23 protein-coding genes are annotated in these 26791 nt (G+C 69.8%); 13 read left to right on the top strand and 10 right to left on the bottom strand.

What is annotated here, in order from left to right; genetic code table 11:
* The 3 genes from YIM_RS04625 to YIM_RS04615 all read left to right on the top strand — a co-directional run bounded on the left by YIM_RS04625 (nt 1) and on the right by YIM_RS04615 (nt 2454).
* On the top strand, nt 1–987 hold the full coding sequence (locus YIM_RS04625; RefSeq protein WP_153029146.1) for an ATP-binding cassette domain-containing protein: 987 nt from the start codon (nt 1–3) through the stop codon (nt 985–987).
* Nucleotides 977–1744, top strand: a complete 768-nt coding sequence (locus YIM_RS04620) for an ABC transporter permease (RefSeq protein WP_153029145.1) — start codon at nt 977–979, stop codon at nt 1742–1744. Before YIM_RS04625 ends, YIM_RS04620 begins: the two co-directional genes overlap by 11 nt.
* Before the next feature lie 95 nt (nt 1745–1839).
* A complete protein-coding gene (locus YIM_RS04615; RefSeq protein WP_153029144.1) occupies nt 1840–2454 on the top strand; it encodes a GH25 family lysozyme in 615 nt (204 codons plus the stop codon).
* Here the strand turns inward: YIM_RS04615 and YIM_RS04610 are convergent.
* Nucleotides 2443–3426 carry a DUF4185 domain-containing protein gene (locus YIM_RS04610; RefSeq protein WP_153029143.1) on the bottom strand — a complete coding sequence of 328 codons (984 nt, stop codon included), beginning with the start codon at nt 3424–3426 and terminating at the stop codon, nt 2443–2445. The genes YIM_RS04615 and YIM_RS04610 overlap by 12 nt on opposite strands.
* 107 nt (nt 3427–3533) lie before the next feature.
* Here YIM_RS04610 and YIM_RS04605 point away from each other — a divergent pair, with 107 nt between their 5' ends.
* A complete protein-coding gene (locus YIM_RS04605) occupies nt 3534–4802 on the top strand; it encodes an aminodeoxychorismate synthase component I (RefSeq protein WP_153029142.1) in 1269 nt (422 codons plus the stop codon).
* Nucleotides 4803–4826: 24 nt separating this feature from the next.
* On the opposite strand, the gene YIM_RS04600 is transcribed toward YIM_RS04605, so the two are convergent.
* Complete coding sequence (locus YIM_RS04600; RefSeq protein ID WP_153029141.1) at nt 4827–5786, bottom strand: zinc-binding dehydrogenase; 960 nt, start codon at nt 5784–5786, stop codon at nt 4827–4829.
* Nucleotides 5787–5867: 81 nt separating this feature from the next.
* On the opposite strand from YIM_RS04600, the gene YIM_RS04595 reads away from it, so the two are divergent.
* The gene (locus YIM_RS04595) at nt 5868–6422 is read left to right on the top strand and encodes a QsdR family transcriptional regulator (RefSeq protein WP_228004557.1); all 555 of its coding nucleotides are present in this window, start codon (nt 5868–5870) and stop codon (nt 6420–6422) included.
* 63 nt (nt 6423–6485) lie between these two features.
* On the opposite strand, the gene rsmI is transcribed toward YIM_RS04595, so the two are convergent.
* Nucleotides 6486–7334, bottom strand: coding sequence for a 16S rRNA (cytidine(1402)-2'-O)-methyltransferase (gene rsmI / locus YIM_RS04590; protein WP_153029139.1), 849 nt, complete (start codon nt 7332–7334; stop codon nt 6486–6488).
* A gap of 107 nt (nt 7335–7441) precedes the next feature.
* On the opposite strand from rsmI, the gene YIM_RS04585 reads away from it, so the two are divergent.
* Nucleotides 7442–9019 carry a dolichyl-phosphate-mannose--protein mannosyltransferase gene (locus tag YIM_RS04585; protein ID WP_153029138.1) on the top strand — a complete coding sequence of 526 codons (1578 nt, stop codon included), beginning with the start codon at nt 7442–7444 and terminating at the stop codon, nt 9017–9019.
* Nucleotides 9020–9025: 6 nt separating this feature from the next.
* Here the strand turns inward: YIM_RS04585 and YIM_RS04580 are convergent, their stop codons facing one another.
* Nucleotides 9026–9844 carry an NAD(P)H-binding protein gene (locus YIM_RS04580; RefSeq protein ID WP_153029137.1) on the bottom strand — a complete coding sequence of 273 codons (819 nt, stop codon included), beginning with the start codon at nt 9842–9844 and terminating at the stop codon, nt 9026–9028.
* Between the two features lie 131 nt (nt 9845–9975).
* Between YIM_RS04580 and YIM_RS04575 the strand changes: the two genes are divergently transcribed.
* Complete coding sequence (locus YIM_RS04575; protein ID WP_153029136.1) at nt 9976–10953, top strand: chitinase; 978 nt, start codon at nt 9976–9978, stop codon at nt 10951–10953.
* A gap of 7 nt (nt 10954–10960) precedes the next feature.
* Here YIM_RS04575 and YIM_RS04570 read toward each other — a convergent pair whose 3' ends face one another.
* Nucleotides 10961–12709, bottom strand: a complete 1749-nt coding sequence (locus YIM_RS04570) for a serine/threonine-protein kinase (protein WP_153029135.1) — start codon at nt 12707–12709, stop codon at nt 10961–10963.
* A 238-nt stretch (nt 12710–12947) separates the two neighbouring features.
* Between YIM_RS04570 and YIM_RS04565 the strand changes: the two genes are divergently transcribed.
* Complete coding sequence (locus tag YIM_RS04565; protein WP_153029134.1) at nt 12948–14822, top strand: propionyl-CoA synthetase; 1875 nt, start codon at nt 12948–12950, stop codon at nt 14820–14822.
* A gap of 150 nt (nt 14823–14972) precedes the next feature.
* A complete protein-coding gene (locus YIM_RS04560) occupies nt 14973–16571 on the top strand; it encodes a beta-N-acetylhexosaminidase (protein ID WP_153029133.1) in 1599 nt (532 codons plus the stop codon).
* Between the two features lies 1 nt (nt 16572).
* Here YIM_RS04560 and YIM_RS04555 read toward each other — a convergent pair whose 3' ends face one another.
* Genes YIM_RS04555 through YIM_RS04540 form a run of 4 tightly spaced genes read right to left on the bottom strand, consistent with a single transcriptional unit; the run spans nt 16573 to nt 19729 of the window.
* Entirely contained in the window at nt 16573–17151 is a 579-nt protein-coding gene (locus tag YIM_RS04555; RefSeq protein WP_153029132.1) for a TetR/AcrR family transcriptional regulator, read from the bottom strand.
* On the bottom strand, nt 17141–17836 hold the full coding sequence (locus tag YIM_RS04550) for an MOSC domain-containing protein (RefSeq protein ID WP_194240042.1): 696 nt from the start codon (nt 17834–17836) through the stop codon (nt 17141–17143). The genes YIM_RS04555 and YIM_RS04550 overlap by 11 nt, the downstream gene beginning before the upstream one ends.
* A gap of 28 nt (nt 17837–17864) precedes the next feature.
* Nucleotides 17865–18209, bottom strand: coding sequence for a DUF779 domain-containing protein (locus tag YIM_RS04545; protein WP_153029131.1), 345 nt, complete (start codon nt 18207–18209; stop codon nt 17865–17867).
* Nucleotides 18206–19729 (bottom strand): aldehyde dehydrogenase family protein, encoded by a 1524-nt coding sequence (locus tag YIM_RS04540; RefSeq protein WP_153029130.1) that lies wholly within the window; start codon nt 19727–19729, stop codon nt 18206–18208. Before YIM_RS04540 ends, YIM_RS04545 begins: the two co-directional genes overlap by 4 nt.
* Nucleotides 19730–19842: 113 nt before the next feature.
* On the opposite strand from YIM_RS04540, the gene YIM_RS04535 reads away from it, so the two are divergent.
* The 4 genes from YIM_RS04535 to YIM_RS04520 all read left to right on the top strand — a co-directional run bounded on the left by YIM_RS04535 (nt 19843) and on the right by YIM_RS04520 (nt 24653).
* Nucleotides 19843–21291: a helix-turn-helix domain-containing protein gene (locus YIM_RS04535; protein WP_153029129.1), complete on the top strand. Its 1449-nt coding sequence runs from the start codon at nt 19843–19845 to the stop codon at nt 21289–21291.
* Nucleotides 21292–21390: 99 nt separating this feature from the next.
* Nucleotides 21391–22203, top strand: a complete 813-nt coding sequence (locus YIM_RS04530) for an SGNH/GDSL hydrolase family protein (RefSeq protein ID WP_153029128.1) — start codon at nt 21391–21393, stop codon at nt 22201–22203.
* A complete protein-coding gene (locus YIM_RS04525; protein ID WP_153029127.1) occupies nt 22170–22730 on the top strand; it encodes a TetR/AcrR family transcriptional regulator in 561 nt (186 codons plus the stop codon). Before YIM_RS04530 ends, YIM_RS04525 begins: the two co-directional genes overlap by 34 nt.
* 120 nt (nt 22731–22850) lie before the next feature.
* Nucleotides 22851–24653: an alpha-L-fucosidase gene (locus tag YIM_RS04520; RefSeq protein ID WP_153029126.1), complete on the top strand. Its 1803-nt coding sequence runs from the start codon at nt 22851–22853 to the stop codon at nt 24651–24653.
* A 76-nt stretch (nt 24654–24729) separates the two neighbouring features.
* Here the strand turns inward: YIM_RS04520 and YIM_RS04515 are convergent, their stop codons facing one another.
* A complete protein-coding gene (locus tag YIM_RS04515) occupies nt 24730–26772 on the bottom strand; it encodes an MMPL family transporter (RefSeq protein ID WP_228004556.1) in 2043 nt (680 codons plus the stop codon).
* Nucleotides 26773–26791: the final 19 nt, after the last annotated feature.

Here is a 26791-nt window from a genome sequence, read left to right as displayed (position 1 = left end):
ATGATCACCGCACGCGGCCTCGCCAGGCGGTTCACCGCCCGTGGCCGCACGGTCGACGCGGTCAAGGGCGTCGACATCGAGGTGGCCGAGGGGGAACTGGTCGGCTTCCTCGGGCCGAACGGGGCAGGCAAGACCACCACGCTCCGGATGCTCACCACGTTGCTCAAACCGACCTCCGGCGAGGCCACCGTCGGTGGCTGCGACCTGCTGACCGATCCGGTCGGCGTCCGGCGCCGGATCGGCTACGTCGCCCAGGCGGGCGGCACCTGGCAGGACTGCAAGGTGATCGAGGAGATCGAGATCCAGGGCAGGCTGTACGGGCTGAGCAAGGCCGACGCACTGGCGCGCGGTGCCGAGCTGGCCGAGCGGCTGGACCTGGCCAGCCTGGACCAGCGCCAGACCAAAACGCTCTCCGGTGGCCAGCGCCGCCGCCTCGACATCGTGCTCGGCCTGATCCACCGCCCCGGCCTGGTCTTCCTGGACGAGCCGACCACCGCGCTGGACCCGCAGAGCCGGGCGAACCTGTGGGAGCACATCCGCGCGCTGCGCTCCGAGCACGGCGTCACGGTCTTCCTCACCACGCACTACCTCGACGAGGCCGACTCGCTGTGCGACCGGGTGCTGGTCATCGACAACGGCGAGATCGTCGCCGAAGGCACCCCGGACTCGCTCAAGGCCCGCGTCTCCGGCGACGGCGTGACCGTCGGCGTGCCCGCCGAGTCGGCCGCCGCCGCGGCCGAGATCGCCGGACGGCTGACCGGCGCGCACGAGGTGTCCATTGTGGAGGACACGGTGAGCTTCCGGGTGCCGCGCGGGGACGTGGCCATGCCGGAGCTGCTGCGCGCGCTGGACGGGGCCGGCATCGCGATGCAGTCGATGCAGGTGCACCGCCCCACCCTGGACGACGTTTTCCTCACCCTGACCGGCCGCTCGCTGCGCGACGCCGAAGCCGCGACGCCCGCACCGGAGGCCGCCCGTGTTCCGTGACATCTGGTTGATCTTCAAGCGGGACATGACGCTGTCCCTGCGCAACCCGGCCTGGGTGCTGATCGGCATCATGCAGCCGCTGCTCTACCTGTTCTTCTTCGGTCCGCTGATGGAGAAGGTGGTGCAGAGCACGCCGGGCTTCCCGCCGGGCAACTCCTGGGCGGTGCTCACCCCGGCGATCATGGTGCAGACCGCGTTGTTCGGCACCTCGTTCGCCGGTTTCGGCCTGCTCGCCGAATACCGCGCCGGGGTCACCGAACGCTTCCGCGTGACCCCGGTCAGCCGGGCCGCGCTGCTGCTGGGCAAGTTGCTGGCGGCCAGTTTCCAGGCGGTGGTGCAGGCACTGCTGATCATCGTGGTGGCGTTCCTGGTGTTCCCGCTGGACGCACCGGTGCCCGGGGTGCTGCTGAGCCTGCTGATCGTGGCGCTGCTGGCGATCACGCTCGGCTCGGCCTCGTATTCGGTGGCACTGCTGATCAAGAGCGAGACGGCTTTCCCGGCGCTGCTGAACGCGGTGCTGATGCCGTTGCTGCTGCTGTCCGGGATCCTGGTGCCGATCACCACCGGACTCGCGCCGGCGTGGCTGTACAACCTCTCGCGCATCAACCCGTTCTCCCACGTGGTCGACGCGGAGCGCGCGGCGTTCCGCGGTGACATCACGATGGACGCGTTGTTCACCGGCTGCGTGGCGCTGTTGGTGATGGCGGTGCTCTCGCTGTTCTGGGGCGTGCGCACGTTCCAGAAGGAGAACGCGTGACGAGCTGACATTTTCGGACACGCTGGACGGTGAGGCCACCATATGTGCTTGTCGCACGTATGGTGGCCTTTCACTTACCTCGGGGGAGGAGGCGGATGCGCGAACCTGAGCCCGAGCGCGGGATCAACCTGTCCCACCACGAAACCGTGGACGACTGGAAAACCGTCCGCGCGCACGGGGTTCTGTTCTCCAGCGTGACCATCACCGAGAGCACGAACTGGAGCGATACAGCGGCCATCCGCAACGTCCGGGCCGCCCAGACGGCGGGGCTGCACACCGGCGCGCGGCATTTCGCCCGCCCTGGATCGGTTCACGAACAGGTGACGCACTTCCTGCGCACGGCGAGTCCGCTCGGCGTCTTCGCACCGGGTTCGCTGGCCCCGTCGCTGGACGTGCGCGCGCCCGGCATCAGCGATCGCTTCATCAAGTCCTGGATCCGCGGGATCCGGCACGCCGCGAACATCAAGCGGGTGCTGGTGTACGCGGGTTACGAGCAGTGGCTGCACGAGTTGCACCCGGACAAGTGGGCCGACTCCGAGGTGGTGCTGTGGCTGGCGCGGCACAACGGGATTCCCGGGCGCCCCGGCTGGTTCCACTCGCGACTCGGCGTGCACCAGCACGGCAGCGGCGACGACGCGCCGGGCTTCCACGGCGAAATCGGTTACGACGCCGTGGTGTACCCGTTCGTCCTCGCGGACCTACTGCTCTAGCTTCGAGCGCATCAAGAACACGTTGTACGGCCCCCACTGCGAGATCAGGTAGTAGATCTCGTCGCCGTCGAGGGACCACGGGTGCAGGTAACCGCCGTAGAGCGCGGGCCACTCCCGCCCGGACACCACCACCTGCCCGTCCGACCAAGGACCCTCCAGCCGGTCCGCGGTGCGCAGCACGATCGCCGCGCGGTGCTCGTCGAGGTGCATCGCCAGCCAGCATCCGAAGTGGACGCTGTACTCCACGGACAGCTCGCCGACCGGTTCTCCCAGCACGGGCGCGGCGGCGAACTCGTCGCGGCCCCAGCCGTCCCCGGTCCAGTACCGGTAGGCCGCTGGTTCGAGTACCGACGCCGGATCGACCCGCGCCAGGTAGGCCGGTCCGAAGCGGCCGTTGGTGGTGCCGAACAGGTATACGTAGTCGCCATCGCGGGCGAACGAGCCGATCTGGAACGGGTGGTCGCGTTCGGCTCGGTTGATCCAGCGCGCCCGCCCCGGCTGCTCCCAGGTTTCGCCGCCATCGGCGGAAACCGCGATGCCACCGTAGTTCGTGTGCCACTGTCCGGGCGGGCCCCAGCCGCGGACCGACATGTACTGCACGTACTGCTTGCCGTCGATCGCGATGCCCGCGTTGGGAATGATCGTCACCTCGTCGCGCGCGTCCGCTGACGCGAGCACCTGCGCGGCCAGCCCGTCTTCTCGGGGGACCACGCCGTCGAGCACCAGTCCCTTCGAAAGGTCGCGTTGGGACGAATGGGCGAGCACGTTGCACCGCCAGTCCGCCTCGGGCGGTCCGGCACCGTCACCGCCCCAGCCCTCGCCGTAGGTGTCGCCGAACAGGACCAGCACGCGACCGTCCCCGGCGTCCCAGAGAATGCCGAGATCGGTGGCGTGGATGCCGAACCGCTCGTCGGTGCCCGTGCCGGGCCCGGTGATCTGTGCCACTCGCGTGGTTTCCGCTACTCGGACCATGCCTCGACCGTAAGAGGGCACGCAAATAGGGCAGGTGGATGCCCGTCGTGATCGAGGTGGGCGCCGCCATGTCCTGTTCGCGTGCCCTCTAAGTCACAATGGCCGCCATGCGGTTGGTGCGCGCGGCGATGCACTCGACGGTGGCGCCCGAGGCGGCGCTGTCGCTGCTCGACGCGCGCGCCCGCGCTCGCGGCCTGCCGCCGCCCGCCGCGTTGTCCGGCGAGTGGTTCGGCTCGCGCGCGGTGATCGCGCCCAGCGTGGCGATCGGTGAAGTGGCTCCCGATTCGGCGTATTCGCTGCCGCTGACCGCGGTCGACGACGTGGTGCCCGGCGCCATCGGCGGTGGCTGGTTCGGTTACCTGTCCTACGACCTGACCGATCCCAGCGAGCGGCGCACGCCACTTCCGCGAGCCGCTTGGGGCTGGGCGGATCACGTGTTGCGATTGGACGGTGACGGCACGTGGTGGTTCGAAGCGCTGGTCGACGGCGACGAGCCGGACGAACTCCGGCAGGAACTCGAAGCCGTGTTGCGCGGGGTGCCGCCCCGGCGCGGCTGGACGGCGACCGAGCTGAACCGGCCGCTGCCCACCGAGCACCACGACGCGGTGAAGGCGTGCGTGCACGCGATCGAAGCCGGGGAACTGTTCCAGGCGAACATCTGCACGCGCTTCTCGGCCTCGTTCGACGGCAGCGCCGCCGAACTCTTCGGTGAGGGCACGCGGCGGCTGGGCCCGCGGCGGGCCGCGTTCCTCAGCGGTGACTGGGGTGCGGTGGTCTCGCTGTCACCGGAGTTGTTCCTCGCCCGGCACGACGATCTTGTCCGCTCGACGCCGATCAAGGGCACCCTCCCCCGCCGCGGCCCCGAGGACGACCACCTGGCCGGGCGGCTGCGGAAGTCCGAAAAGGACGTCGCGGAGAACGTGATGATCACTGATCTGGTGCGCAACGACCTCGGCCGGGTCTGCGCGGTCGGCAGCGTCCGGGTGCCCGAACTGCTCGCCGTCCGCCCCGCGCCCGGGGTCTGGCACCTGGAGTCCACAGTGGAGGGCCGGGTGGTGACCGGGGACGCGGAACTGCTCGACGCCACCTTCCCGCCGGGCTCGGTGACCGGGGCGCCGAAGATCCGCGCGCTCGACCTGATCGCCGAACTCGAGCCCGTGCCACGCGGGGTCTACACCGGCGCGATGGGCCTGGTTTCCCCGGTGGCCGGGCTCGAGCTGAACGTCGCGATCCGCACCTTCGAACTGCACGAGGGCAGGCTGTGGCTGGGCGTCGGAGGCGGCATAACCGCCGACTCCGACCCGGCGCGTGAATGGCAGGAATGCCTGCACAAGGCCGCGCCACTGGAACGACTGCTGGCTACGCCCGCAGGCTGAGCAGCCGCCCGCCCATGACCGCGCTTACGCGCGCGGGTTGAGCACGAGCTTGCCAGTCGTGGCACGGGAGCGGAGGTCTTCGTGCGCCTGGCGCGCGTCGGCCAGGGCGTACTCGCCGCCGTTGATTGCCTTGAGGTCACCGCTCTTGGCCAGCTCGAACAACTCGGCCAGGCCGCGCTCGAACAGGTTGCCCGGCAGGCGCAGCGCGTGCGGCAGCCAGATGCCGGAGATGGTGGTCGAGTGGCCCAGCAGGTTGCGCAACTCCACCGGCTTCGGCTGCTCGCGGCTGGCCATGCCGTAGAAGGCGAGGCGCCCGAACGGCGCGAGCGCGGCGATGCTCTGGTCCGTGATGCGGCCACCGGTCATGTCGAGCACGATGTCCACCCGCTTGCCACCGTTGGCCTCGCGCAGCACGTCGGTCATGTCCTCGGCACGCGAGTCCGCCGCCACGTCGGCACCCAGGTCGAGCGCCAGCTTGCGCTTGTCCTCGGAACTCGCGGTGGCGATCACCCGGCCCGCGCCCCACGCCTTCGCCAGCTGCACGGCCAGCGAGCCGACCCCACCGGCCGCCGCGTGCACGACCACCGATTCACCGGCCTCCAGGTGCGCGTTCTTGCGCAGCAGCAGCCACGCGGTCATGCCCTGGGCGATGAAGGCGAGCGCGGTGTTGTCGTCGATGCCGTCGGGCACGTCGTAGACGGTCGCCTCCGGGGCGAGCGCCTTCTCCGCGTACCCGCCCGACTTGTGGAGCAGCGCCACCACGCGCCTGCCGTCCGGCGTGCGGCCGACGGCCTCACCGCCAGGGACCAGCGGCAGCTCGGTGGGCGCGAGATAGGTGTTCTCCGCCGCGTGCGTGTCGGCGTAGTTGATGCCGGCGTGGTCGACCTCGATCAGCACCTCACCGGGACCGGGCTCCGGATCGGGCAGCTCCACCAGCTTCAGGACCTCGGGTCCGCCGAACTCGGTCACCTGCACAGCACGCATTCCAGCCAGCCTTTCCCTCGTCGGATGAGACGATTCTATCGATCGTCTCATCGTGAGACAATGCCGTGTTATGTTCCATACGTGGTATCGACCAAACCGGACGTGACGGACGCGTTCAGCCTGGCGCGCCAGTGGTTCCTGGCCGGGCGGCGGATCGACATGCAGGAGCTGGCCGCCGAGCTGAAGGTGGGCCGGGCCACCCTGTTCCGCTGGGTCGGCAACCGGGAGCAGCTGCTCGGCGAGGTCATCTGGTCCATCACCGAGCGCACCTTCGACCGGCACAACCGGGCGGTCGACGGCTCGGGCGGCGCGCGGATCGCCGAGGTCGTCGGCACCTACGTGCGCACGGTCAACAACGACGAGCCGTTCCGCGAGTTCCTGCGGCGCGAGCCGGAGCGCGCGCTGCGGCTGCTCACCACGAAGGCCAGCCTCGTGCAGCGCCGCACCATCGCGGCGGTCGAGTCGATGCTGATCGAGGAGATCGACCGGGGCACGCTGGACCCGCCGCTGCCGGTGCACGACCTGGCCTACCTGATCGTGCGGATCGCCGAGTCGTTCATCTACACCGACATCATCTCCGGCGAGGAACCCGACGCCGACAAGGCGCGGGAAGCCGTCGCCGCGCTACTTCGCTGACTTGGAGGGCGCGCGAACAGAGCATGGCGGCGCCCGCCGCGCCGAGGCGGCCATCCACCTGCCCTATTCGCGTGCCCTCTTACGCGCGGCCAGCACCGCGTCGTACAGCTCCTTCTTCGAGACGCCGGTGGCTTCGGCCACCTCGGCCGCCGCCGACTTGAGCCGTTCGCCGGCGGCGACCCGGTCCGCGACCTCGGCGACCAGGTCCGCCACGCCGATCGAGCGCGGCGGTGCGGGCGCGAGAACCACGGTGATCTCCCCGCGCACGCCCTCGTCGGCCCAGTCCGCCAGCTCGCCGAGCGAACCGCGCTTGACCTCTTCGTAGGTCTTGGTCAACTCCCGGCACACGGCCGCCCGCCGCTCGGCGCCGAGCACCTCGACCGCGTCGCGCAGCGTGCTCGCCAGCCGGTGCGGCGACTCGAAAAAAACGGTGGTGCGTGGCTCAGTGGCCAGGCCACTGAGCCACTTGGCCTTTTCGCCACTCTTGCGCGGCGCGAACCCCTCGAAGCAGAACCGGTCCGAGGCCAGGCCGGACAGCGCGAGCGCGGTGGTCACCGCGGACGGCCCCGGCAGGCAGGTGACCGGCAGGTCCTCCTCGACGCAGGCCGCCACCAGCCGGTACCCGGGATCGGACACGCTCGGCATTCCGGCGTCGGTGACCAGCAGCACGGTCTCGCCGTCGCGGATCGCCTCCAGCAGCTTCGGCAGGCGCGCGGTCTCCACGTCCTCGTAGAAGCTGACCACCCGGCCCGACGGCGTGACCTCCAGCGCGCCGGCGAGATTGCGCAGGCGCCGGGTGTCCTCGGCGGCGATCACATCGGCCGTGGCCAGCGCTTCGACCAACCGCCGGGACGCGTCACCCACGTCCCCCAACGGCGTCGCGGCGAGCACCAGCCGCCCGGCTTCGGACATGCGACGAGCCTAACCGGGCGCTTCCGGCGACCACACAGCCGACCACACAGCGCGGCGGCTCGGGCGCTCGCGACGAGCTAACACCCAGGCGCCTAGGATCGGGACCCGTGACCGCACTCCTGACGCGCCCGTCCGGCGACGGCGCGTACCCGGATCCGGTCGACGAGCACGCCCCGCGCTCGGATCGCGAGGCCGTCCTGCTGGGCCGCCCGATGCCGGCCGACCGGCTCCGCGGCTGGGTGGTCACGCTGGTGCTGGTGGTCATCGGCGGGGTGATCCGGTTCCAGAACCTCGGCTTCCCGACCGACAAGGGCACCCCGGTCTTCGACGAGAAGCACTACGTGCCGCAGGCGTGGCAGATGCTGCGCAACGGCGGGTACGAGGACAACTACGGCTACGAGCTGATCGTGCACCCGCCGGTGGCCAAGCAGCTGATCGCGATCGGCGAATGGCTCTTCGGTTACAACGGCTGGGGCTGGCGGTTCTCCGCCGCGCTGGCCGGCACCGTGCTCATCCTGCTGGTCATCCGGATCGCCCGCAGGCTGACCAGGTCCACCTTTCTCGGTGGCGTGGCCGGTGTGCTGGTCATCTGCGACGGCGTGCTCCACCTGCAGTCGCGCATGGGCATGCTGGACATCTTCAGCGCCTTGTTCGTGGTGGCCGCCTTCGGCTGCCTCCTGCTCGACCGCGACCAGGTGCGCGAGCGGATGGCGCTGGCCGTGCGCGAGGGCTGGGCCGACGAGTCGCCGTACGGGCCGCGGCTCGGCTTCCGCTGGTGGCGGTTCACCGGCGGGGTGATGATCGGGCTCTCGCTCGGCGTCAAGTGGTCGGGGCTGTACTACATCATCGCGTTCGGCCTGCTCTGCGTCGCCTTCGACGTGGCGGCCCGCCGCGCCGCGGGCGTGCCCCGGCCGTGGCTGGGCACGCTGCGGCGCGACGTCGCCCCCGCGCTGTGGGGCCTGGTCGCCATCCCGGTGCTGGTCTACCTGGGCACCTGGACCTTCTGGTTCGCCAGCGAGACCGCCACCGACCGCCACCTGGTCGAACTGGACAACATCCAGCCGTGGTGGATCTTCGGCTGGGTGCCGGACGCGCTCGCCTCGCTCGTGCACTACTCGCTGCACGTGCTGGACTTCCACTCCGGACTGAAAACCCCGGAGAACGACCCGCACCCGTGGGAGTCGAAGCCGTGGACGTGGCCGATGGGGCTGCGCCCGATGCTCTACTCCTACGAATCCGGTGCGAGCGCGGCTGGCTGCGGTGAAGCCGAGTGCGTGCGCGCCACCATGCTGATCGGCACCCCGGCGATGTGGTGGCTGGCGCTGCCGGTGCTCGGGTGGGGGCTGTGGCGCTCGTTGTTCCGTGCCGACTGGCGCTACGCCGCCGTGGTGGTCGCCTACCTGGCCGGTCTGCTGCCGTGGTTCATCAACCTCGACCGCCAGATGTACTTCTTCTACGCCACGCCGATGGCCCCCTTCCTGGCGCTCGGCCTGACCCTGGTGCTCGGGCAGGTGCTCGGCGCGGTGCAGCAGGGGTTCGAGCGAAGAGGCACCGGTCTGCTCGTGGTGTCGTTGTACGTCGGCATGGTGGTGGCGAACTTCGCCTGGCTGTGGCCGATCCTGAACGGCGATTCGATCACCAACGAGCACTGGCAGTCCGAGCTGTGGCTGCCGTCCTGGCGCTGACCTGACCTACCGGAAGGCGTCGGCGTTCTCGGCCGCCCAGTGCGCGAAGGTCCTCGCCGGACGGCCGGTGACCCGCTCGACGGTGTCCACCACGGTGTAGCCCTCCACCGGCGGGTCGGCGTACCAGCCGATGACGTGGTCGACGGCCTCCGGTGAGGCGCCCATGTCCCGCAGCCGCGCCCTGGCCTGCTCCTCGGTCAGCTCGATGAACCGTAGTTCGCGGCCGATGGCGGCGCCGAGCTGCTCGATCTTGTCGGGCACGGTCAGCACCTCGGGTCCGCTCAGCACGTACTCGCGGCCCTCGTGGCCGGTACCGAGCAGGGTCTCCACCGCGACGGCGGCGATGTCGGCTTCGTGCACCATCGCACTGCGCAACCCGGCGAACGGATCCCTGACCACACCCTCGGCGCGGATCGACTCCGCCCACAGCAGCGTGTTGGACATGAACTCGACCGGCTGCAGCGTGGTCCAGGACAGCCCGCTGGCCGCGATGTCCGCCTCGAAGGGGCCGGGCCGGCCGCTCCACAACATGGTCACGTGTCTGACGCCCGCGTCGATGGCCAGCTTCGCGACCTGGGGTCCGGTGCTCAGCGCCGCACCATCGGATCCGTCGAAGGTGATCAGGTAGGCGGCGCTCACGCCGTCGAAAGCCGCTTCGAGCGTTTCGGGGGCGGCCAGGTCACCGGCCACCACCTCGACCCCGTCCGGCAGCTTCGCCGCCGCCGGGTTCCTGGTCAGCGCGCGCACCGGCACACCGCGTCCGAGCAGTTGCCGGAGCACGTGGCCGCCGACGTTGCCGGTCGCGCCGGTCACCAGAATCGTCATCGGAAATCCCTTCTCCGTGGTTTGCCGCGAAGCTATTCGCTCGAGTCGACTCGAGGTCAAGTTGCGCTTTGCCGCAATGGACCAGACCATAGGTGCATTGGTTTAGACCACAAGTCGTCGAAGGAGCCGACATGTCCCCGCGCAGGTCCCCGCTCGCCGTGCTCACCGGGGTGGTGCTGTTGCTGCTCGCCCTGCTGCCCGCCACCGCGGGCGCGGCGGTGCCGAACAAGCACCTCACCGGTTACTGGCAGAACTTCGTCAACGGCGCGAAGCCGCAGAAGCTCGCCGACGTCCCCGCCGCCTACGACGTGATCGTGCTGGCCTTCGCCAACTCCGATCCGGCGAGACCGGGCGCGGTGACCTTCGGCGTCGATCCTGGCCTGGCCAGTGCGGTCGGCGGGTACACCGACGCCGGCCTCAAGGCCGACATCGCCGCGAAGAAGGCGGCGGGCAAGTCGATCGTGCTGTCCATCGGCGGGGAGAAGGGCAACGTCGACCTCAGCTCACCGTCGAACGTGACCGCCTTCGTCGACACCTTCACCGCGATCGCGCAGTCGTTCGGCATCCAGGGCCTGGACGTGGACCTGGAGCACGGGCTGAACGTCGCGAACACCGCGAGCGCGATCAAGCAACTGCGGTCCCGCCTCGGTGACGGCTTCCTGCTGACCATGGCGCCGCAGACCATCGACGTGCAGCCCGGCGGGCGGTACCTGCAGCTGATCGAGCAGACCAAGGACCTGATCACCGTGGTGCACACGCAGTACTACAACTCGGGCAGCATGCTCGGCTGCAACGACCAGGTGGTGCACCAGGGCGGCGTCGACTTCATCACCGCGCAGGCCTGCTTCCTGCTGCGCACGCTGCGGCCAGACCAGGTGTCGCTCGGCCTGCCGGCCTCGGCGTCGGCGGCAGGCAGCGGTTACGTGAACCCGACCGTGGTGAACAACGCGCTGAGCTGCCTGGCCAAGCGCACGAACTGCGGCACCTACGTACCGGAAACGGCCTTCCCGTCGATCGGTGGCGTGATGACCTGGTCGACCAACTGGGACGCCACCAGCGGCGGCGCCTTCTCCACCCCGGTACGCGCCCACCTGGACTCACTGGGCTGAGACGACGTCAGTGCGCGCGCGGGACCACCCGGGTGACCGGACCGTCCGGTGACTTGCCCGCGCGCGACAGCCAGCCTTCGACTTCCTTCCGCACCGAGGCCAGCGTCGGGCGGCGCCGGGGTTCCGGGTCCAGCGAGGCGATCAGCAGACGCGAGTGCACGCTCCGCTGGGGCAGCTTGTTCGCCGGTTCCGCCCGCGCCGCGGCCATCAGTGCGGCCATCGGCGTTTCCCTGGTGCCGCGCGGCGGCTGGCCGGAGAGGGCGTAGCTGACCGTCGCGGCCAGCTGCCAGGCGTCCGAGGCCGGGGAGGCGGGCGCGCCCGCCGCGGTCTCCGGCGCGGTGAAGTCCGGCGTGCCGATCATCATGCCGGTGGCGGTCAGCTGCGAGTCGCCCTTGCTGCGCGCGATGCCGAAGTCGATCAGGTGCGCGATGCCGCCCGGGTCCAGGATCACGTTCGACGGCTTCACGTCGCGGTGCAGCACACCCTTCTCGTGCGCCGCCGACAGCGCGCCGGCCATGGTCGCCCACAGCCGTCCCGCGGCCACGTCGTCCAGCGGGCCGCCGCTGTCCACGGCGGCGCCCAGCGGCTGACCCTCCAGGTACTCCATCACCAGCGCGAGCCCGTCGGGCTCCTCGACCAGGTCGTAGACCTTCACGCAGTTCGGATGGTTCACCACGGCCAGCGCCCGCGCCTCGCGCTGCATGCGCTCCACCGTGTCGCGGTCCGGCGCGTGCGCGATCTTCAGCGCGATCGTGCGGCCGAGCTGGTTGTCCACGGCTTCCCACACGGTGCCGAAGCCGCCGTGCCCGAGCCGCCGGACGCGGCGGTACCGGCCGCTGCTCGCCGAACCGCTCGAACCGGGCGGAACCGGCATCGGGCCGGGCGTGTTGGCCAAGCCGGGACTCTCCGCGGGAACCGGTTCCGGGGTCTGCGCCAGCGCGGTCTTCGGGTACTCCTTCGCCGGTTGCGGCGGGGGTAGCTGCCGCTGCTGCGAAGGGGGCGGCGGCACGTACGGCGGCGGTTGCTGCCGCGGCGGCTCCACCGGCCGTCGCTCCGGCGGCCGTTCCGACCGTTGCAGCGTCGACCACGCGGGCGGCCCGACCAGCGCCACCGGCATGATGCCCAGCACGATGATCGGCAGGAAACCCAGCCACAGGTGCACCGCGGTGTTCGCGGAGACCCCGATGCTGAAGAAGAACATCAGCACGAACGGGATCCAGAAGAACCGGGCGGGCCACTTCGGCCCGCGGCGCAGCGCGGTGCGCGCCAGCAGCATGGTGAAGAGCAGGGCGAGCGCGGGGAGCCCGATCAGCGCACCGAGGTAGTAACCGTAGGCGAGTCCGCCCGACGGGTAGAACAGCGCCTCGTAGACGTTCTGACCGCCGCCGAGGTAGTCGCTCTGCTTACCGATGAAGTCGCACCGCGAGATGCTCAGCTCCTCGGTCAGCCCGGCGGACAGGTCGACGTTCTCACCGGCCCGGGCGGCGCTGAAGTTGCTCGACACCCCGATGAACAACAGCCACGGCATGATCAGCGTGAAGAACCCGGCGACCAGGCCGATCACGGCCATCATCGTCGGGTCGTACCGGTTCCCGGTGAACTTCCGGATCAGCGCCACGATCACCGCGCCCGCCACCGGGAACAACGCGATCAGCGCGCCCGCCATGCTGGTCGCCCACACCGCGCCACCCGGGCAGAAACCAGGCCCGAACACCTCGTATGCGAACGACAGCAACGAGCTCGCGAATGAATCCACTCCCCGCTCCTTGTCGTTGCCGTGCTACCCGACTCCAGTATGTCGGGTCTGTCGTTGGACGCGGTCGTGGCCCGCCAGGTTCATCACGGCCCGGACTCATCCGCTTCCGCCGCGCCACCGGTGAGCCGGTCAGGATACCTGCCGGACACCGCGTTTCCCCTGGTCGAGCGCGTTCGTTTCGCTCGCGTTGACCAACCGGTACAAGATGGGCGTGCCGGTAGCCGACGAGGAGGTCCCCATGGCCCAGTACGCCGAAACCTATCAGCGGAGCATGAGCGATCCCGAGGGTTTCTGGCTGGCCGCCGCCGAGGGGATCGACTGGACGAAGCAGCCGTCCCGAGCGCTCGACGACTCGGCCGCACCGCTCTACCGCTGGTTCCCGGACGGCGAACTGAACACGTCGTACAACGCGCTCGACCGGCACCTGGCCGACCGCGGTGAGCAGACCGCGCTCATCCACGACTCCCCCGTCACCGGCACGACCAGCCACTACACCTACCGCGAGCTGCACGCGGCCGTCGCCCGCTTCGCCGGTGCGCTGCGCTCACTCGGTGTCGCCCACGGTGACCGGGTGATCATCTACATGCCGATGGTGCCCGAGGCGGTGATCGCGATGCTGGCGTGCGCGCGGCTGGGCGCGGTGCACTCGGTGGTCTTCGGCGGCTTCGCCCCGAAGGAGCTGGCGGCCCGCGTCGAGGACGCCAAGCCCAAGGTCATCGTGGCCGCGTCCTGCGGCATCGAGCCGACGCGGGTGGTCGAGTACAAGCCGATCATCGAGGGCGCGCTGCGCGTGACCGAGCACCAGCCGGACCGGGTCGTGGTGCTCCAGCGCGACGCCGCCCGCGCCGAACTCGGCGAGCGCGACGTCGACTGGCACGAACTCGTCGAGGGCGCGACCCCGGCCGATCCGGTGCCGGTCGCCGCGACCGATCCGCTGTACATCCTCTACACCTCGGGCACCACCGGGAAGCCGAAGGGCGTGGTACGCGACAACGGCGGGCACGCGGTCGCGCTGGCCTGGTCGATGGGCGCGATCTACGACATCCACCCCGGGGACGTCTGGTGGACCGCCTCCGACGTCGGCTGGGTGGTCGGGCACTCCTACATCGTCTACGCGCCGCTGCTGATCGGGGCGACCACGGTGCTCTACGAAGGAAAACCGGTCGGCACCCCGGACGCGGGCGCGTTCTGGCGGGTGATCGCCGAACACGGGGTCAAGGCGCTGTTCACCGCGCCGACCGCGTTGCGCGCGATCAAGAAGGTCGACCCCGACGCGACCGAGCTGGCCAAGTACGACCTTTCCGAGTTCGGCACGCTGTTCCTCGCCGGAGAACGCCTCGATCCCGAGACCTACCACTGGGCGAAAGAAAAACTCGGCACCCCGGTGATCGACCACTGGTGGCAGACCGAAACCGGCTGGCCGATTTCGGCGAACCCGCGCGGAGTCGAGGCGATGCCGGTGAAGCCGGGTTCGTCCACCGTGCCGGTGCCCGGTTACCACGTGCGCATCCTGGACCAGGAAGGCAACGACCTGCCCGCCGGGAAGGAAGGCGCCATCGCCATCAAACTCCCGTTGCCGCCGGGCACCTTGCCCACGCTCTGGGGCGACGACGACCGGTACGTCGAGGCCTACCTCTCGCGTTACGAAGGCCATTACCTCACCGGCGATTCCGGTTTCCTCGACGAGGACGGCTATCTCTTTGTCATGGGCCGCACCGACGACGTGATCAACGTGGCCGGGCACCGGCTGTCCACCGGTTCGATGGAGGCCGTGCTGGCCGCGCACCCGGCGGTGGCCGAATGCGCGGTGATCGGCGTGCGTGACGCGCTGAAAGGCCAGCTGCCCAGGGGTTTTGTCGTGCTCAAGTCCGGTGTGGACATCGATGGGGAGCAGCTGCGCGAGGAACTGGTCGCCGCGGTGCGCCGCGATATCGGCCCGGTGGCGGCATTCCGCGACGTTTCCGTGGTGGACGCGCTGCCGAAAACCCGGTCCGGCAAGATTCTCCGCAAGACCATGCGGGGCATAGCGGATGGCCGCGACGAGCCGGTTCCATCGACCATCGAGGACCCGGCGGTACTTGACGCGCTGCGGTCCGTCCTGCGCAGCGAGTGATCAAGCGGTTACGCATTCCCCTTTCCCGGCAAGGAACCGAAATTCGTTGACCCCTCCAACGGCCGTTGTGCTGCCCGGATTATTGGTCTATACCTTTACTCACTCTTAATCTCCCCTTGCCGGAGGTGCTCCGTGAGGAAGCGTTTGTCCTTGTCCGCCTTACTCGGGGCGGCCGTACTGGCCGTGTCGGCGGTGGCCACGACCGGAGTCGCCACGGCGGCTCCCGAAGAAGCGGCGGCCCAGTCGAACTCGGGCGGAACCCAGCTGGCCGACGTGCTGCCCGCGCCGGTCGAAGTCAAGCCCAACGGGCAGTCCAAGTTCTGGCTGACCCCGCTCAGCCGCATCCACACCCAGCCGGGTTCGAAGGAGGCCAGGCAGGTCGGTGACCACCTGGCCGGCCTGCTGCGCCCGGCCACCGGTTACCCGCTCAAGGTCAGCTCGGCGCCGTCGTGGGTGCCCGGCATCTCGCTGCTGCTCGGCGGGGCCGACCAGCGCATCGGTGACCAGGGCTACCAGCTCGACTCGAGCATCACCGGGGTGACCATCCGGGCCAACTCGGCCGCCGGGCTGTTCAACGGCGCGCAGTCGCTGCGTCAGCTGTTCGGTACCAAGATCGAGGCCAAGACCCCGCAGCGCACCGCCTGGTCGGTGGCAGGCGGGCGGATCGTGGACTACCCGCGCTTCGGTTACCGCGGTGCGTTCCTGGACCTGGCCCGGCACTTCCACACCCCGGACGAGATCCGCGCCTACATCGACCACGTCGCCCAGTACAAGATCAACTACCTGCACCTGCACCTGACCGACGACCAGGGCTGGCGCATCCAGATCGACAGCTGGCCGAAGCTGACCACGGTCGGCGGCGGACCGGGCACCGGCGTGGACGGCGTCGGGGCGGGTTACCTGACCAAGGCCGACTACGCGGCGCTGAACAAATACGCCGCCGAGCGGCAGATCACCATCGTGCCCGAGATCGACATGCCGGGGCACACCAACGCGGCGCAGTCCACCTACGCCGAGCTGAACTGCGACGGGGTCGCCCCGCCGCCGCGCACGGACATCGAGGTCGGGTACTCCTCGCTGTGCATCGACGACGAGCTGACCTACAAGTTCGTCGAGGACGTCATCCGCGAGCTGGCGGCCATGACCCCCGGCCCGTACCTGCACATCGGCGGGGACGAGGCGCACGCGACCACGGACGAGGACTTCAAGAAGTTCATGGAGCGCGTCATCCCGATGACGGCCAAGTACGGCAAGAAGCCGTTCGGCTGGCACGAGATCGCCAAGGCCAACTCACCGGCCACCACCACCCCGCAGTACTGGTGGAGCACGCCGGACGGCGACGCCGCCGTGGCCGAGGCCGTCAAGCGGGGCAGCAAGGTCCTGGTTTCGCCGGCCAACAAGGCGTACCTGGACATGAAGTACGACGAGAACACCAAGCTGGGCCTGAAGTGGGCCGGTTACATCGAGGCGAAGACCGCCTACGACTGGGACCCGGGCACCTTCGTCCCCGGTGTGCCCGAGTCGTCGGTGCTCGGTGTGGAAGCCCCGCTGTGGTCGGAAACCCTGCGGAACATCAACGACATCGAGTTCATGGCGTTCCCGCGGCTGACCGCGATCGCCGAACTCGGCTGGTCGCCGCGGGCCAAGCACAACTGGGAGAACTACCGCGACCGGGTCGCCAAGCAGGGCCCCCGGTGGACCGCCCAGGGCATCGACTTCTACCGATCGCCGCAGATCGACTGGAAGTGAGCTAGCGCAACAGATCCAGGCGGGCGCGGATGCCTTTCCGCGCCCGCCTGTATGCGTCGGAACCGCCGTGCAGCACGGAAAACGCGTTCGCCGTGCGCACCAGTGCCTCGCACTCGAAGACGAGTTGCTCCGCGTCTTCCAGCCCGTCCAGCGAATCCACCAGCAGCCGCGTCCAGCTCCGGCTCCGCGCGACCAGCGCTTCGTGCACCCGACCGTCCCGCGCGTCGAATTCGGCGGACGTGTGGAAAAAGAAGCAGCCACCGGGGAAAACGCGTTTCTCCGAGTACTCCAGCCAGCGCTCGCACAACGCGCTGAACCGGTCCAGACCACTCAGCGAAGCAGGTACCGGGTCGACCACGTGCTCGGTGAAGATCGCGTTCGCCGCGTCGATCGCGGCGAGCTGCAACTCCTCCTTCGAGCCGAAAACCGCGAAGACCCCGCTCTTGCTCAGGTCGAGTTCCTTGGCCAGCCTGCCGATGGACAGTCCGTCGAGCCCCTCCACCGAAGCGATGTCGACCGCGCGCCGGAGCACCGCGCCGCGGGTCGCGTCGCCGCGCGCCAGCCTGCCGTCAACCGGCATCGCGCGCCTCCAGGCGGAGCAGCTTGCCGGACAGGCCGTGGCGGAACTGCTCGGCCAGCGCGGGTGCTTTCACCGCCCGGTGCGCCAGCTCCAGGTAGGCCGCGCGCTGTTCGGCGTCCAGGTTCGCCGGATTGGCGAAGGAGATCAGGTACAGTTCGCTGATCGTCGGGCTCGCCTCGTCCCGGTCGACCAGGGTGAGCGCGCCGGTGGTCGGCACCGTGCCGGGCTGCCGGACCCGCAGGTACCAGCCGCTGCGGCCGGAGTCGATCATCGCCGGGATGATGTCGCGACGCTGCGTCCGCATGCCGAGCTTGTAGCACGGGGTCCGCGGCTGGGAGACCTCGACGAGGGCGTCGCCCCAGGTCCAGACATCGCCGATCCGGACGGTCCCCTCATCGGCGCCGAGCACGGACAGGTTCTCCCCGACCGAGCCGGGCTCCAGGTCGAAGGCGTCGGCGACCCAGCCGCGGTAGTGCTCGGCCGGGTAGGCGTAGACGGCCTTGTCCGGACCGCCGTGCACGCTGAGATCGGCCTGGGCGTCACCGGCGAGGTTCACCTCCGACAGCTCGAGGTGCGCCTCGCCGGTGCGCTCCTTGGTGATGCCGCTGAGCACGGGCTCGCCGCGCTGGTACCCCAGCACGCTGGGCCGCCCGACAAATACCCCGTTGATCAGCAGTTCCGTCATGCTCCAGAAATTAGCACGACCGTTCGTACTATTCCAGCAGCCGGGACCGGATCAGGAAGCGCACGCCCTCCGGGGCCTCCAGGGAGAACCCGCTGCCCCGGCCCGGCACCACGTCGATGGTCAGGTGCGTGTGCTTCCAGTACTCGAACTGCGGCCCGGACATCCACACCGGCACGTCGTCGATGCCGTCCACGCCGAGATCCCCGAGGTGGACGTCCGACGCGCCGATGCGGAACTCACCGGCGGGATAACACATCGGCGCACTGCCGTCGCAGCATCCGCCGGACTGGTGGAACATCACCGGCCCGTGTTGTTCCACCAGCTTCCGCAGCAGGTCGGCGGCTTCCTCGGTGAGCGCGACCCGGTTCATCAGAAGAAGCCGAGCGCGTTGTCCGAGTAGCTGACCAGCAGGTTCTTCGTCTGCTGGTAGTGGTCGAGCATCATCTTGTGGTTTTCGCGCCCGATGCCCGACGCCTTGTACCCGCCGAAGGCCGCGTGCGCCGGGTACGCGTGGTAGTTGTTCACCCAGACGCGGCCCGCCTCGATCTCGCGGCCCGCGCGGAAGGCGACGTTGCCGTCACGCGACCACACCCCGGCGCCGAGGCCGTAGAGCGTGTCGTTGGCGATCTTCATCGCGTCGGCGTAGTCGTCGAACTTCGCCACCGAGACCACCGGGCCGAAGATCTCCTCCTGGAAGATGCGCATCTTGTTGTGGCCCTCGAACACCGTCGGCTGCACGTAGTAACCGCCGGCCAGGTCGCCGTCCAGCTCGACGCGCTCGCCGCCGGTGAGCACCTTCGCGCCCTCCTGCTTGCCGATGTCGATGTAGGAGAGGATCTTCTCCAGCTGGTCGTTCGAGGCCTGCGCGCCGATCTGGGTGTCGGTGTCCAGCGGGTCGCCCTGCTTGATCTTCTTCACCCGCTCCACGGCGTCACCGAGGAACTTGTCGTAGATGCCCGACTGGATCAGCGCGCGCGACGGGCAGGTGCACACCTCGCCCTGGTTCAGCGCGAACAGCGCGAAGCCCTCCTGCGCCTTGTCGTAGAAGGCGTCGTCGGCCGCGGCGACGTCGTCGAAGAAGATGTTCGGGCTCTTGCCGCCCAGCTCCACGGTCACCGGGATGATGTTCTCGCTGGCGTACTGCAGGATCAGCCGCCCGGTGGTGGTCTCACCGGTGAACGCGACCTTCCGCACCCGCGGGCTCGACGCGAGCGGCTTGCCCGCCTCCACGCCGAAGCCGTTGACCACGTTCAGCACGCCCGGCGGGATCAGGTCGCCGATCAGCGAGAGCAGCAGGTGGATCGAGGCCGGGGTCTGCTCGGCGGGCTTGAGCACGATCGCATTGCCCGCGGCCAGCGCCGGGGCCAGCTTCCAGGTGGCCATGAGCAGCGGGAAGTTCCACGGGATGATCTGGCCGACCACACCGAGCGGTTCCTTGAAGTGGTAGGCCACGGTGTCCGCGTCGATCTGCGAGATACCGCCCTCCTGGGCCCGCAGCGCGCCAGCGAAGTAGCGGAAGTGGTCGATGGCCAGCGGGATGTCCGCGGCGAGGGTCTCGCGGACCGGCTTGCCGTTCTCCCAGCTCTCGGCGACCGCGATCTTCTCGAGGTTCTGCTCCATCCGGTCGGCGATCTTGAGCAGCACGCCCGCGCGGTCCTCCGGCGAGGTCCTGGCCCACGCCGGTGCCGCGCCCTCGGCGGCGTCGAGCGCCTTCTCGATGTCGTCGGCGGTGCCGCGGGCGATCTCGGTGAACGCCTTGCCGGTGATCGGGCTCGGGTTCTCGAAGTACTGGCCCTTGGCGGGCGCCACGTACTCGCCGCCGATGTAGTGGTCGTACCGCGTCTCGTAGTTGACGACGCTGCCTTCGGTGTTCGGTGCCGCGTACCTGGTCATCTGCGCCCTGACCTCCTGCTTCGTTGCCCGGATCGGTGTTGGCGGCGAAGGTAGGCGCGGTGACGTTGCACGGACGTTGCAGCGTCGTGACGGTGGTCACTACGCTCGGCCGGATGGCGGATCTGCTGCGCGACCCCATCGAGTACGCGCGACTGCTGCGCGCGGTGCACGAGGCCGTGCTGTCCGGGGTCCCGTCGCCGCGTTCGCCGCGGTCGCTGATCTCCGACTCCTGGGACCGCTCGCTCGCCGCGCACGTCGACCCGGACCGCAAGCTGCCGCCGGTGGTCTACGAGCGGGACGAGGTCGCCGACCTGCGCGACGCGCACCCGCTGGCGCCGGTCCTGCCGTTGCTGCGCCAGACGCTGGTCAGCATCGCCGACGACGCCGAGCACATCATGATCGTCACCGACGCGGACGGGCTGATCCTGTGGCGCGAGGGCGCCAGCGACGTGTGCCGCCGCGCCGACGAGGTCCGCCTCGCCGAGGGCACGCGCTGGACCGAGGACGTGATCGGCACCAACGCCATGGGCACCGCGCTGGCCACCGGCGAGGCCGTGCAGATCTACTCCGCCGAGCACCTGGTGCGCACCTACCACACCTGGACCTGCGCGGCGGCGCCGTTGCGCGACCCGGACACCGGCGCGCTGCTGGGCGCCATCGACGTCAGCGGGCCGTTGCGCACGGTGCACCCCGCGATGCTGGCGCTGGTCACCGCGTCGGCGAGCCTGGCCGAGGGACAGTTGCGGGCGCAGTTGGCGGTCCGCGACGAGAAGACGCGGCGCGCCAACATGCCGCACCTGGCCGCCCTGCGCGGGGAACCGGGCGCGCTGTTGTCGGCGAGCGGCCGGGTGCTGGCCACCGAGTCGTGCGAACTGCCGTCCACAGTGGACATCCGGCGAGCCGGTGGCGCGGTGGCGCTGCCGGACGGACGGCTCGGCACGGTCGAGCCCCTGCCGGACGGTTTCCTGCTGCGGGTCAAGCGCGGCACCAGGGTGACCCGCACACCGAAGCTGTCGCTCCAGTTCCTCGGCGACGGTTACCCATCAGCCACAGTGGACGGTCGCGAGGTGCCGATCACCCTGCGGCACGCGGAGATCCTCACGTTGCTGGCGCTGCACCCAGGCGGGTTGACCGCGGACAAACTGGCCTGGCAGCTCTACGGCGACGCGGGCAACCCGGTCACCGTACGCGCCGAGATCCACCGGTTGCGGGGCCAGCTCGGCGCGGATGCCGTGCGGACCCGGCCGTACCGGCTGGCGGCCGAACTGGACGCGGACTTCCTGCGCGCCCGCGGTGCCGCGCGACGTGGTTCCGTGCCCGGCTTCCCCGGCCCGCTGCTCCCGGAGTCGGAGTCGCCCGCCGTCCGGGAGGAGCGGGAGTCGCTCACCGCACTGGTGCGCCACGTCCACCTGACCACCGGCGACGCCGAGGCCCTCTGGTCCTATTGGGACACTTCATGCGGCGTCGACGACATCGAGATCGTGGACGCCCTGCTGGCCGCCCTCCCTCTCGACGATCCGCGCCGTTCCCTGGTCCGCACGCACCGGGCCCGCCTCACCTGACGTCCGCGAAGGGCACCCCCGCAGCGCCGAAGTAGACACCGTCTACATCGATTTGCTACAAAGTGGGGCCCGGTTGAACAGATGGTGACGGAGAGATGAATGGGCTACGAACGCTTTGTCGCGCTCGGCGACAGTTGCACGGAAGGGCTCGACGACCCGCATCCCGCGGACGGGCGCTACCGCGGCTGGGCCGACCTCGTCGCGGCCCGCCTCGCCATGGACGCGCCCGGGTTCCGCTACGCCAATCTCGGCGTGCGCGGCCGTCGCCTCGACCAGATCACCGCCGAGCAGGTACCCGCGCTGAGCACGCTCGAACCCGATCTGGTGGCGCTGTTCGGCGGTGCCAACGACGTGCTCGCCGGGTCCGGCCCGGCCGAGTTGTCCCAGCGCGTGGACACCGCCGTCCGCCAGGTCACCGGGCTGGCGCCGAAGGTCGTGGTGTTCACGCTGAGCGACATCTCGCACCGGATGCCGTTCGGCAAACGCTTGCGCCCCCGGATCGAGGCACTCAACGAGGCCATTCGTGAAGCCGCCACCCGGTACGGCGCCGAGCTGGTCGACCTCTGGCCCGACCACGCCGCCGACGATCTGCGGTACTTCGGCCGCGACCGCCTGCACCTGTCCGACCTCGGCCACCGGCGCCTCGCCGCGCACCTGCTGACCGCGCTGGCCGTGCCGGTCGAGCCGAGCTGGCTGGCGGACCTGCCCGGCGCGCCGACCCGCCCGGACGCCCGCGCGCACGCGGAATGGCTGTGGCACGTGGTGCGCCCGGTCGCGCTCACCCGCCTCCGCAACCGGCTGATCGGCCGCTCTCCCGGCGACGGCTTCCTGCCCAAGCGCCCGGAACTGCTGCCGGTCTCGACCGAAGAGATCAGGGCATGGATCTCCGCCCCGCTCCCCGGCAACGCCTGATCGCCGGCGCGGTCGCGCTGCTCGAGGCCGAGGGCGTGGAGGCGGTCACGCTGCGTGGCATCGCCAAGCACACCGGCGTCTCGCATGGAGCACCGCTGCGGCACTTCGCGGGCCGCGCCGAACTGCTCTCGGCGGTCGCGGCCACCGGTTTCGCCGAGTTGTACGCGCGCCGTGAAGCGCTGCCGCCCGGCCCGCCGCGCGACCGGCTCGTCGCCGCCTGCCGCGGTTACGTCGACTTCGCGCTGGGCAATCCGGCGATGTTCGAGCTGATGTTCCGCCACGACCTGCTGGACACCGCCGACGCCGAACTCACGCGCGCCAGCAGCGCGGTCTTCGACTTCTTCGCGGAACTGACCGCGGCGGCGTCGACCAAGGACACCGACCCGCGCCTGATCGCCGCGTCGCTGTGGGCGGCACTGCACGGCCTGGCGCAGCTGTGGCTCTGGGGCGGTCTCGCCGGGGCCAGCTTCGCGCCGTCGATCGACCTGCCGCTAGCGGTCACCCTGGATGCCTATCTCAGCCCATAGATCAGATGAATCATGTCGACATCCGGGTGGACTACAGTCAACTTCCCACTATCTGCGGTTTACATCGGATGTCTACCGTTCCTACGCTGCGGATCATTCGGACCTCAACGAGGAGGCGAAATGATCCGTCGCCCTTGGCGCGGGGCTCTGCTCGCGCTGGTCGCCGCGGCCACCTTCGCCGGAACCCCGCCCGCCGTGGCACAGGCGGCCGGGCCCGGCACGAACTACGCCTACGACGACCCGTTCACCGCCGACCGCACCCAGTGGTGGCGCGATGCCCGCTTCGGCATGTTCATCCACTTCGGCGTGTACTCGCACCTCGAAGGCGAGTACACCCGGCCGGACGGCTCGGTCTGCCGCGACGCCGAGTGGATCCAGCGGCAGTGCGCCATCCCACCCGCCGAGTACGCCCAGTTCGCCCAGCAGTTCAACCCGGCCGAATTCGACGCCGACGCGATCGCGCGCACCGCGAAGGAGGCCGGGCAGAAGTACATCGTGATCACCTCGAAGCACCACGACGGCTACGCGCTCTGGCCGACCGAGGTCAACGACTGGAACCTGCGCGACCATTCGTCCTTCGACAAACAGCGCGACATCATGGCCGAACTCAAGGCGGCCACCGAGAAGTACGGCATCGAACTGGGCTTCTACTACTCCATCTGGGACTGGCACGACCCCGACTTCCCCGATCCGGCGACCTTCCCGAAGTACCGGGAACGCATGTACGCGCAGCTCGAGGAACTCGTCGACAACTACCAGCCGAAGGTCCTCTGGTTCGACGGCGAGTGGAGCACCGACCGGCCGAACAACCCGTGGACCGCGCAGGACGGCGAAGCGCTCGAAGCCCACGTCCGCGGACTCGACCCGGAAATCGTGGTGAACAATCGGGTCGGCAAACGGCGGCTCGCCGACGGTGACACCGGCACGCCCGAGCAGACGATCCCCGCCGAACCGGTCGACGGCCAGCTCTGGGAATCCTGCATGACGATCAACGGCAGTTGGGGTTACGCGCGCTGGGACGACCGCTGGAAGTCCACAAAGGACCTCACCGGGAACCTGGTCTCGATCGCCGGGCGCAGCGGAAACTACCTGCTCAACGTGGGCCCCGACGCGAAGGGCCGTATTCCGCAGCAGTCAGTGGATGCCTTGCGCGGTATGGGTTCCTGGCTCAACCAGCACCGGCAGGGCCAGGCGGTCTACGGCGCGCACACCCCGGGCGTGGTCGCCGAACCGGACTGGGGCGCGGTCAGCAGGCAGGGCGACACGCTCTACGCGTCCGTGTACGACTGGCCGGGCGCCGGGCAGTCGCTGAACCTGAACGCTTTGTCCCCCTTCGAAGTCCGCAGCGCGCGCGTGCTCGGCAGCGGGCAGCGGGTGGACGCGGTCAGGGACGGTGACACGGTCAAGCTCACCCCGTCCGGGGCACCGACCAACGACATCGCCACCGTGATCGCGATCGGCATCGCACCACCGAAAGCGGCTCCCGAAGGCAACGGCACCGGCCTGACCGCGTCGTACTGGGCGAACCGGAACGGCAGCGGCACACCCACGATCACCCGCGTCGAACCGCAACTCAACTACAACTGGAAGTACACCGGCTCACCCGACAAGACCATTCTCAGCTCGGGTTACGCCGCGCGCTGGACCGGGTTCATCGAGCCGCGGCACAGCGAGAACCACACGCTCAGCACGTTGTCCTCCAACACCGTTCGCCTCTGGGTGGACGACAAGCTCGTGCTGGACAACTGGATCGACCACGGGCCGGTCATCGACAAGGTGACCCTGCCGCTGACCGCCGGGCACCGGCACAAGATCCGGATGGAGGTCAAGAAGGAAACCGACGAGGGCATCGCGAAACTCTTCTGGTCGAGCCCGAACACGCCGCAGCAGATCATTCCGAAGAGCCAGCTGCACCCTGCCTGATCCACGACGGAGGTGGCGGCGGGTGGTCGATTGGACCGCCCGCCGCCAGCCGGGGCTGACCCGCCCCCGTGCCGAGTTACCGCTCCAGCGCCACCCGCGGCAGCCGCCGATCCAGCCACGACGGCAGCCACCAGGCCCGTTCCCCGAACAACCGCATCACCGCGGGCACGATCAGGCAGCGGATCACCACCGCGTCCAGCAGCACCGCGACCGCCAGGCCGAGGCCGAACTGCTGGAGCATCCGATCCGAGCTGAGCACGAACGCGCCGAACACCACGATCATGATCCCGGCGGCCGCGGTGATCACGCCGCCCGTGTTCGCCAGTCCCTCACGGACCGCGCGTGCCGCGTCCCCCGACCGCCGCCACTCCTCGTGCATCCGTGAAACCAGGAACACCTCGTAGTCCATGGACAGCCCGAACACGATCGCGAAGATCATCACCGGCACGAAGGCCTCGATCGGACCGGGCTGCGCGCCGAACCAGCCCTCTTGGAACACCAGTGTCATCACGCCGAGCGAGGCCCCGATGCTCAGCAGGTTCAGCACCGCCGCCTTCAACGGCACCAGGATCGACCGGAACACCACGAGCAGCAGCAAGGCCGACAAGCCGACGACCACCCCGATGAACACCGGCAGCCGCGCACCGATCGCGGTGGCGAAGTCGTCGGCCGCCGCCGTCGCACCGCCGACCAGGTACTCACCGCCGGTCCGCGCCTCCAGTGCGGGGAGCACCTCGGCCCGCAGCCTGGTCACCAGTTCGTGCGTGGCCTCGTCCTGCGGTCCGCTGTCCGGGAACACCAGCGTGGTCGACACCGCGCCGCTCGACGGCGGCGTGGTGCTGGTGTCCACTCCGGGCGTGTTCGCCAGCGCCTGCGCGAGCGCGGCCGGGTCACCGCCGTCGGACAACACGATCAGCGGACCGTTGAAGCCCGGCCCGAAACCCTCGGCGAGCAGGTCGTACGCCTGGCGCGTGGTCTGCTCCGGCGCCTCGGTGCCGGAGTCGGCGAAGCCCAGCCGCATACCCAGCGCGGGCAGCGAGAGCACACCGAGCGCGGCCACCGCGAGCAGCAGCGGCGCCCACGGGCGGCGCTGCACCAGCGCGCCCCACTTCCGCCACCGGTCGCCGTGTGCCTTGCCGCGCTTGGTGACCGCCTTCTCGATGCGGCGGCCGAACGCGGTCAGCAGGGCGGGCAGCAACGTCACCGCGGCGATCATGGTGAGCAGCACCGTCATGCCGACCGCCAGCGCGACCCCGCGCAGCGAACCGAGCCCGAGCACCATCAACCCGGCCAGCGCGATGATCACCGTCAGCCCGGCGAACAACACCGAACGGCCCGCCGTGTCCAGCGCGGTCCTGGTCGCCTGGTCGCGGTCCGCACCATGCAGGATTTCCGTGCGGTAGCGGGAAAAGATCAGCAGCGCGTAGTCGATGCCGACACCGAGACCGACCAGCATCATCAGGTACGGCACGTAGCTCGGCAGCGTGAACACCTGCGACGCCAGCACGATCACGCCGAGTGAACTACCGACCGCGAACACCGCGGTGAGCACCGGCAGGCTCGCCGCCAGGAACGAGCCGAACATGAAGACCAGGATCACCAGCGACGCCAGCAGTCCCGCGCCCTCCGCCGGTCCGCCACCGCCTTCCGCCGCCTCCCGGATCGCGCCGCCGCCCAGCGCGACGGTCAGGCCGTCGCCTTCCGCGGCCTTCGCGGTGTCGATGATCCGGCGGGTGTCCTCGACCGGGATGTCCTTCGGCAACGGCACCGTCGCGTAGGCGATGTGCCCGTCGTCGGAGAACTGCAGCGGGCTCGGCGGCCCGGCGAGGTGCGGCAGTTGCGCGAGCATCCGCTCCACCCGGTCGGCCGGGACCCCGGCCTCGTGGCGGACCACGATCTGCGCGGATTCCCCGACTTCCCCGCCGAAGCGGTCCTGCAACTGCTGGGATTCCGTGCCCGGCAGCGTGTGGTCGTCCTCGTAGGCGCTGCCGACGGCCTGCGAGGCGAAGGTGATCGCGGCCAGCGCCACGATCCACAGCACGATGGCCAGCCGTCGGTGCCGTTGCGACCATTCCGCGAGCCGCTCGAACCGGCTCCGTTCCACCACTGTTGTGTTCACGGCGAACAGGTTCCGGCAC

Source organism: Amycolatopsis sp. YIM 10, assembly GCF_009429145.1.
In the GTDB taxonomy this organism is placed as follows: Bacteria; Actinomycetota; Actinomycetes; order Mycobacteriales; family Pseudonocardiaceae; genus Amycolatopsis.
Note: the sequence above shows the minus strand (reverse complement) of the source record. Positions and strands in the feature narration are given on the sequence as shown.

Coding starts and splice junctions, on each gene's coding strand:
- YIM_RS04625 (WP_153029146.1), top strand. CDS start 1: ATGATCACCGCACGCGGCCTCGCCAGGCGGTTCACCGCCCGTGGCCGC.
- YIM_RS04615 (WP_153029144.1), top strand. CDS start 1,840: ATGCGCGAACCTGAGCCCGAGCGCGGGATCAACCTGTCCCACCACGAA.
- YIM_RS04610 (WP_153029143.1), bottom strand. CDS start 3,426: ATGGTCCGAGTAGCGGAAACCACGCGAGTGGCACAGATCACCGGGCCC.
- YIM_RS04605 (WP_153029142.1), top strand. CDS start 3,534: ATGCGGTTGGTGCGCGCGGCGATGCACTCGACGGTGGCGCCCGAGGCG.
- YIM_RS04600 (WP_153029141.1), bottom strand. CDS start 5,786: ATGCGTGCTGTGCAGGTGACCGAGTTCGGCGGACCCGAGGTCCTGAAG.
- rsmI (WP_153029139.1), bottom strand. CDS start 7,334: ATGTCCGAAGCCGGGCGGCTGGTGCTCGCCGCGACGCCGTTGGGGGAC.
- YIM_RS04580 (WP_153029137.1), bottom strand. CDS start 9,844: ATGACGATTCTGGTGACCGGCGCGACCGGCAACGTCGGCGGCCACGTG.
- YIM_RS04575 (WP_153029136.1), top strand. CDS start 9,976: ATGTCCCCGCGCAGGTCCCCGCTCGCCGTGCTCACCGGGGTGGTGCTG.
- YIM_RS04565 (WP_153029134.1), top strand. CDS start 12,948: ATGGCCCAGTACGCCGAAACCTATCAGCGGAGCATGAGCGATCCCGAG.
- YIM_RS04555 (WP_153029132.1), bottom strand. CDS start 17,151: ATGCCGGTTGACGGCAGGCTGGCGCGCGGCGACGCGACCCGCGGCGCG.
- YIM_RS04550 (WP_194240042.1), bottom strand. CDS start 17,836: ATGACGGAACTGCTGATCAACGGGGTATTTGTCGGGCGGCCCAGCGTG.
- YIM_RS04540 (WP_153029130.1), bottom strand. CDS start 19,729: ATGACCAGGTACGCGGCACCGAACACCGAAGGCAGCGTCGTCAACTAC.
- YIM_RS04535 (WP_153029129.1), top strand. CDS start 19,843: ATGGCGGATCTGCTGCGCGACCCCATCGAGTACGCGCGACTGCTGCGC.
- YIM_RS04530 (WP_153029128.1), top strand. CDS start 21,391: ATGGGCTACGAACGCTTTGTCGCGCTCGGCGACAGTTGCACGGAAGGG.
- YIM_RS04525 (WP_153029127.1), top strand. CDS start 22,170: ATGGATCTCCGCCCCGCTCCCCGGCAACGCCTGATCGCCGGCGCGGTC.
- YIM_RS04520 (WP_153029126.1), top strand. CDS start 22,851: ATGATCCGTCGCCCTTGGCGCGGGGCTCTGCTCGCGCTGGTCGCCGCG.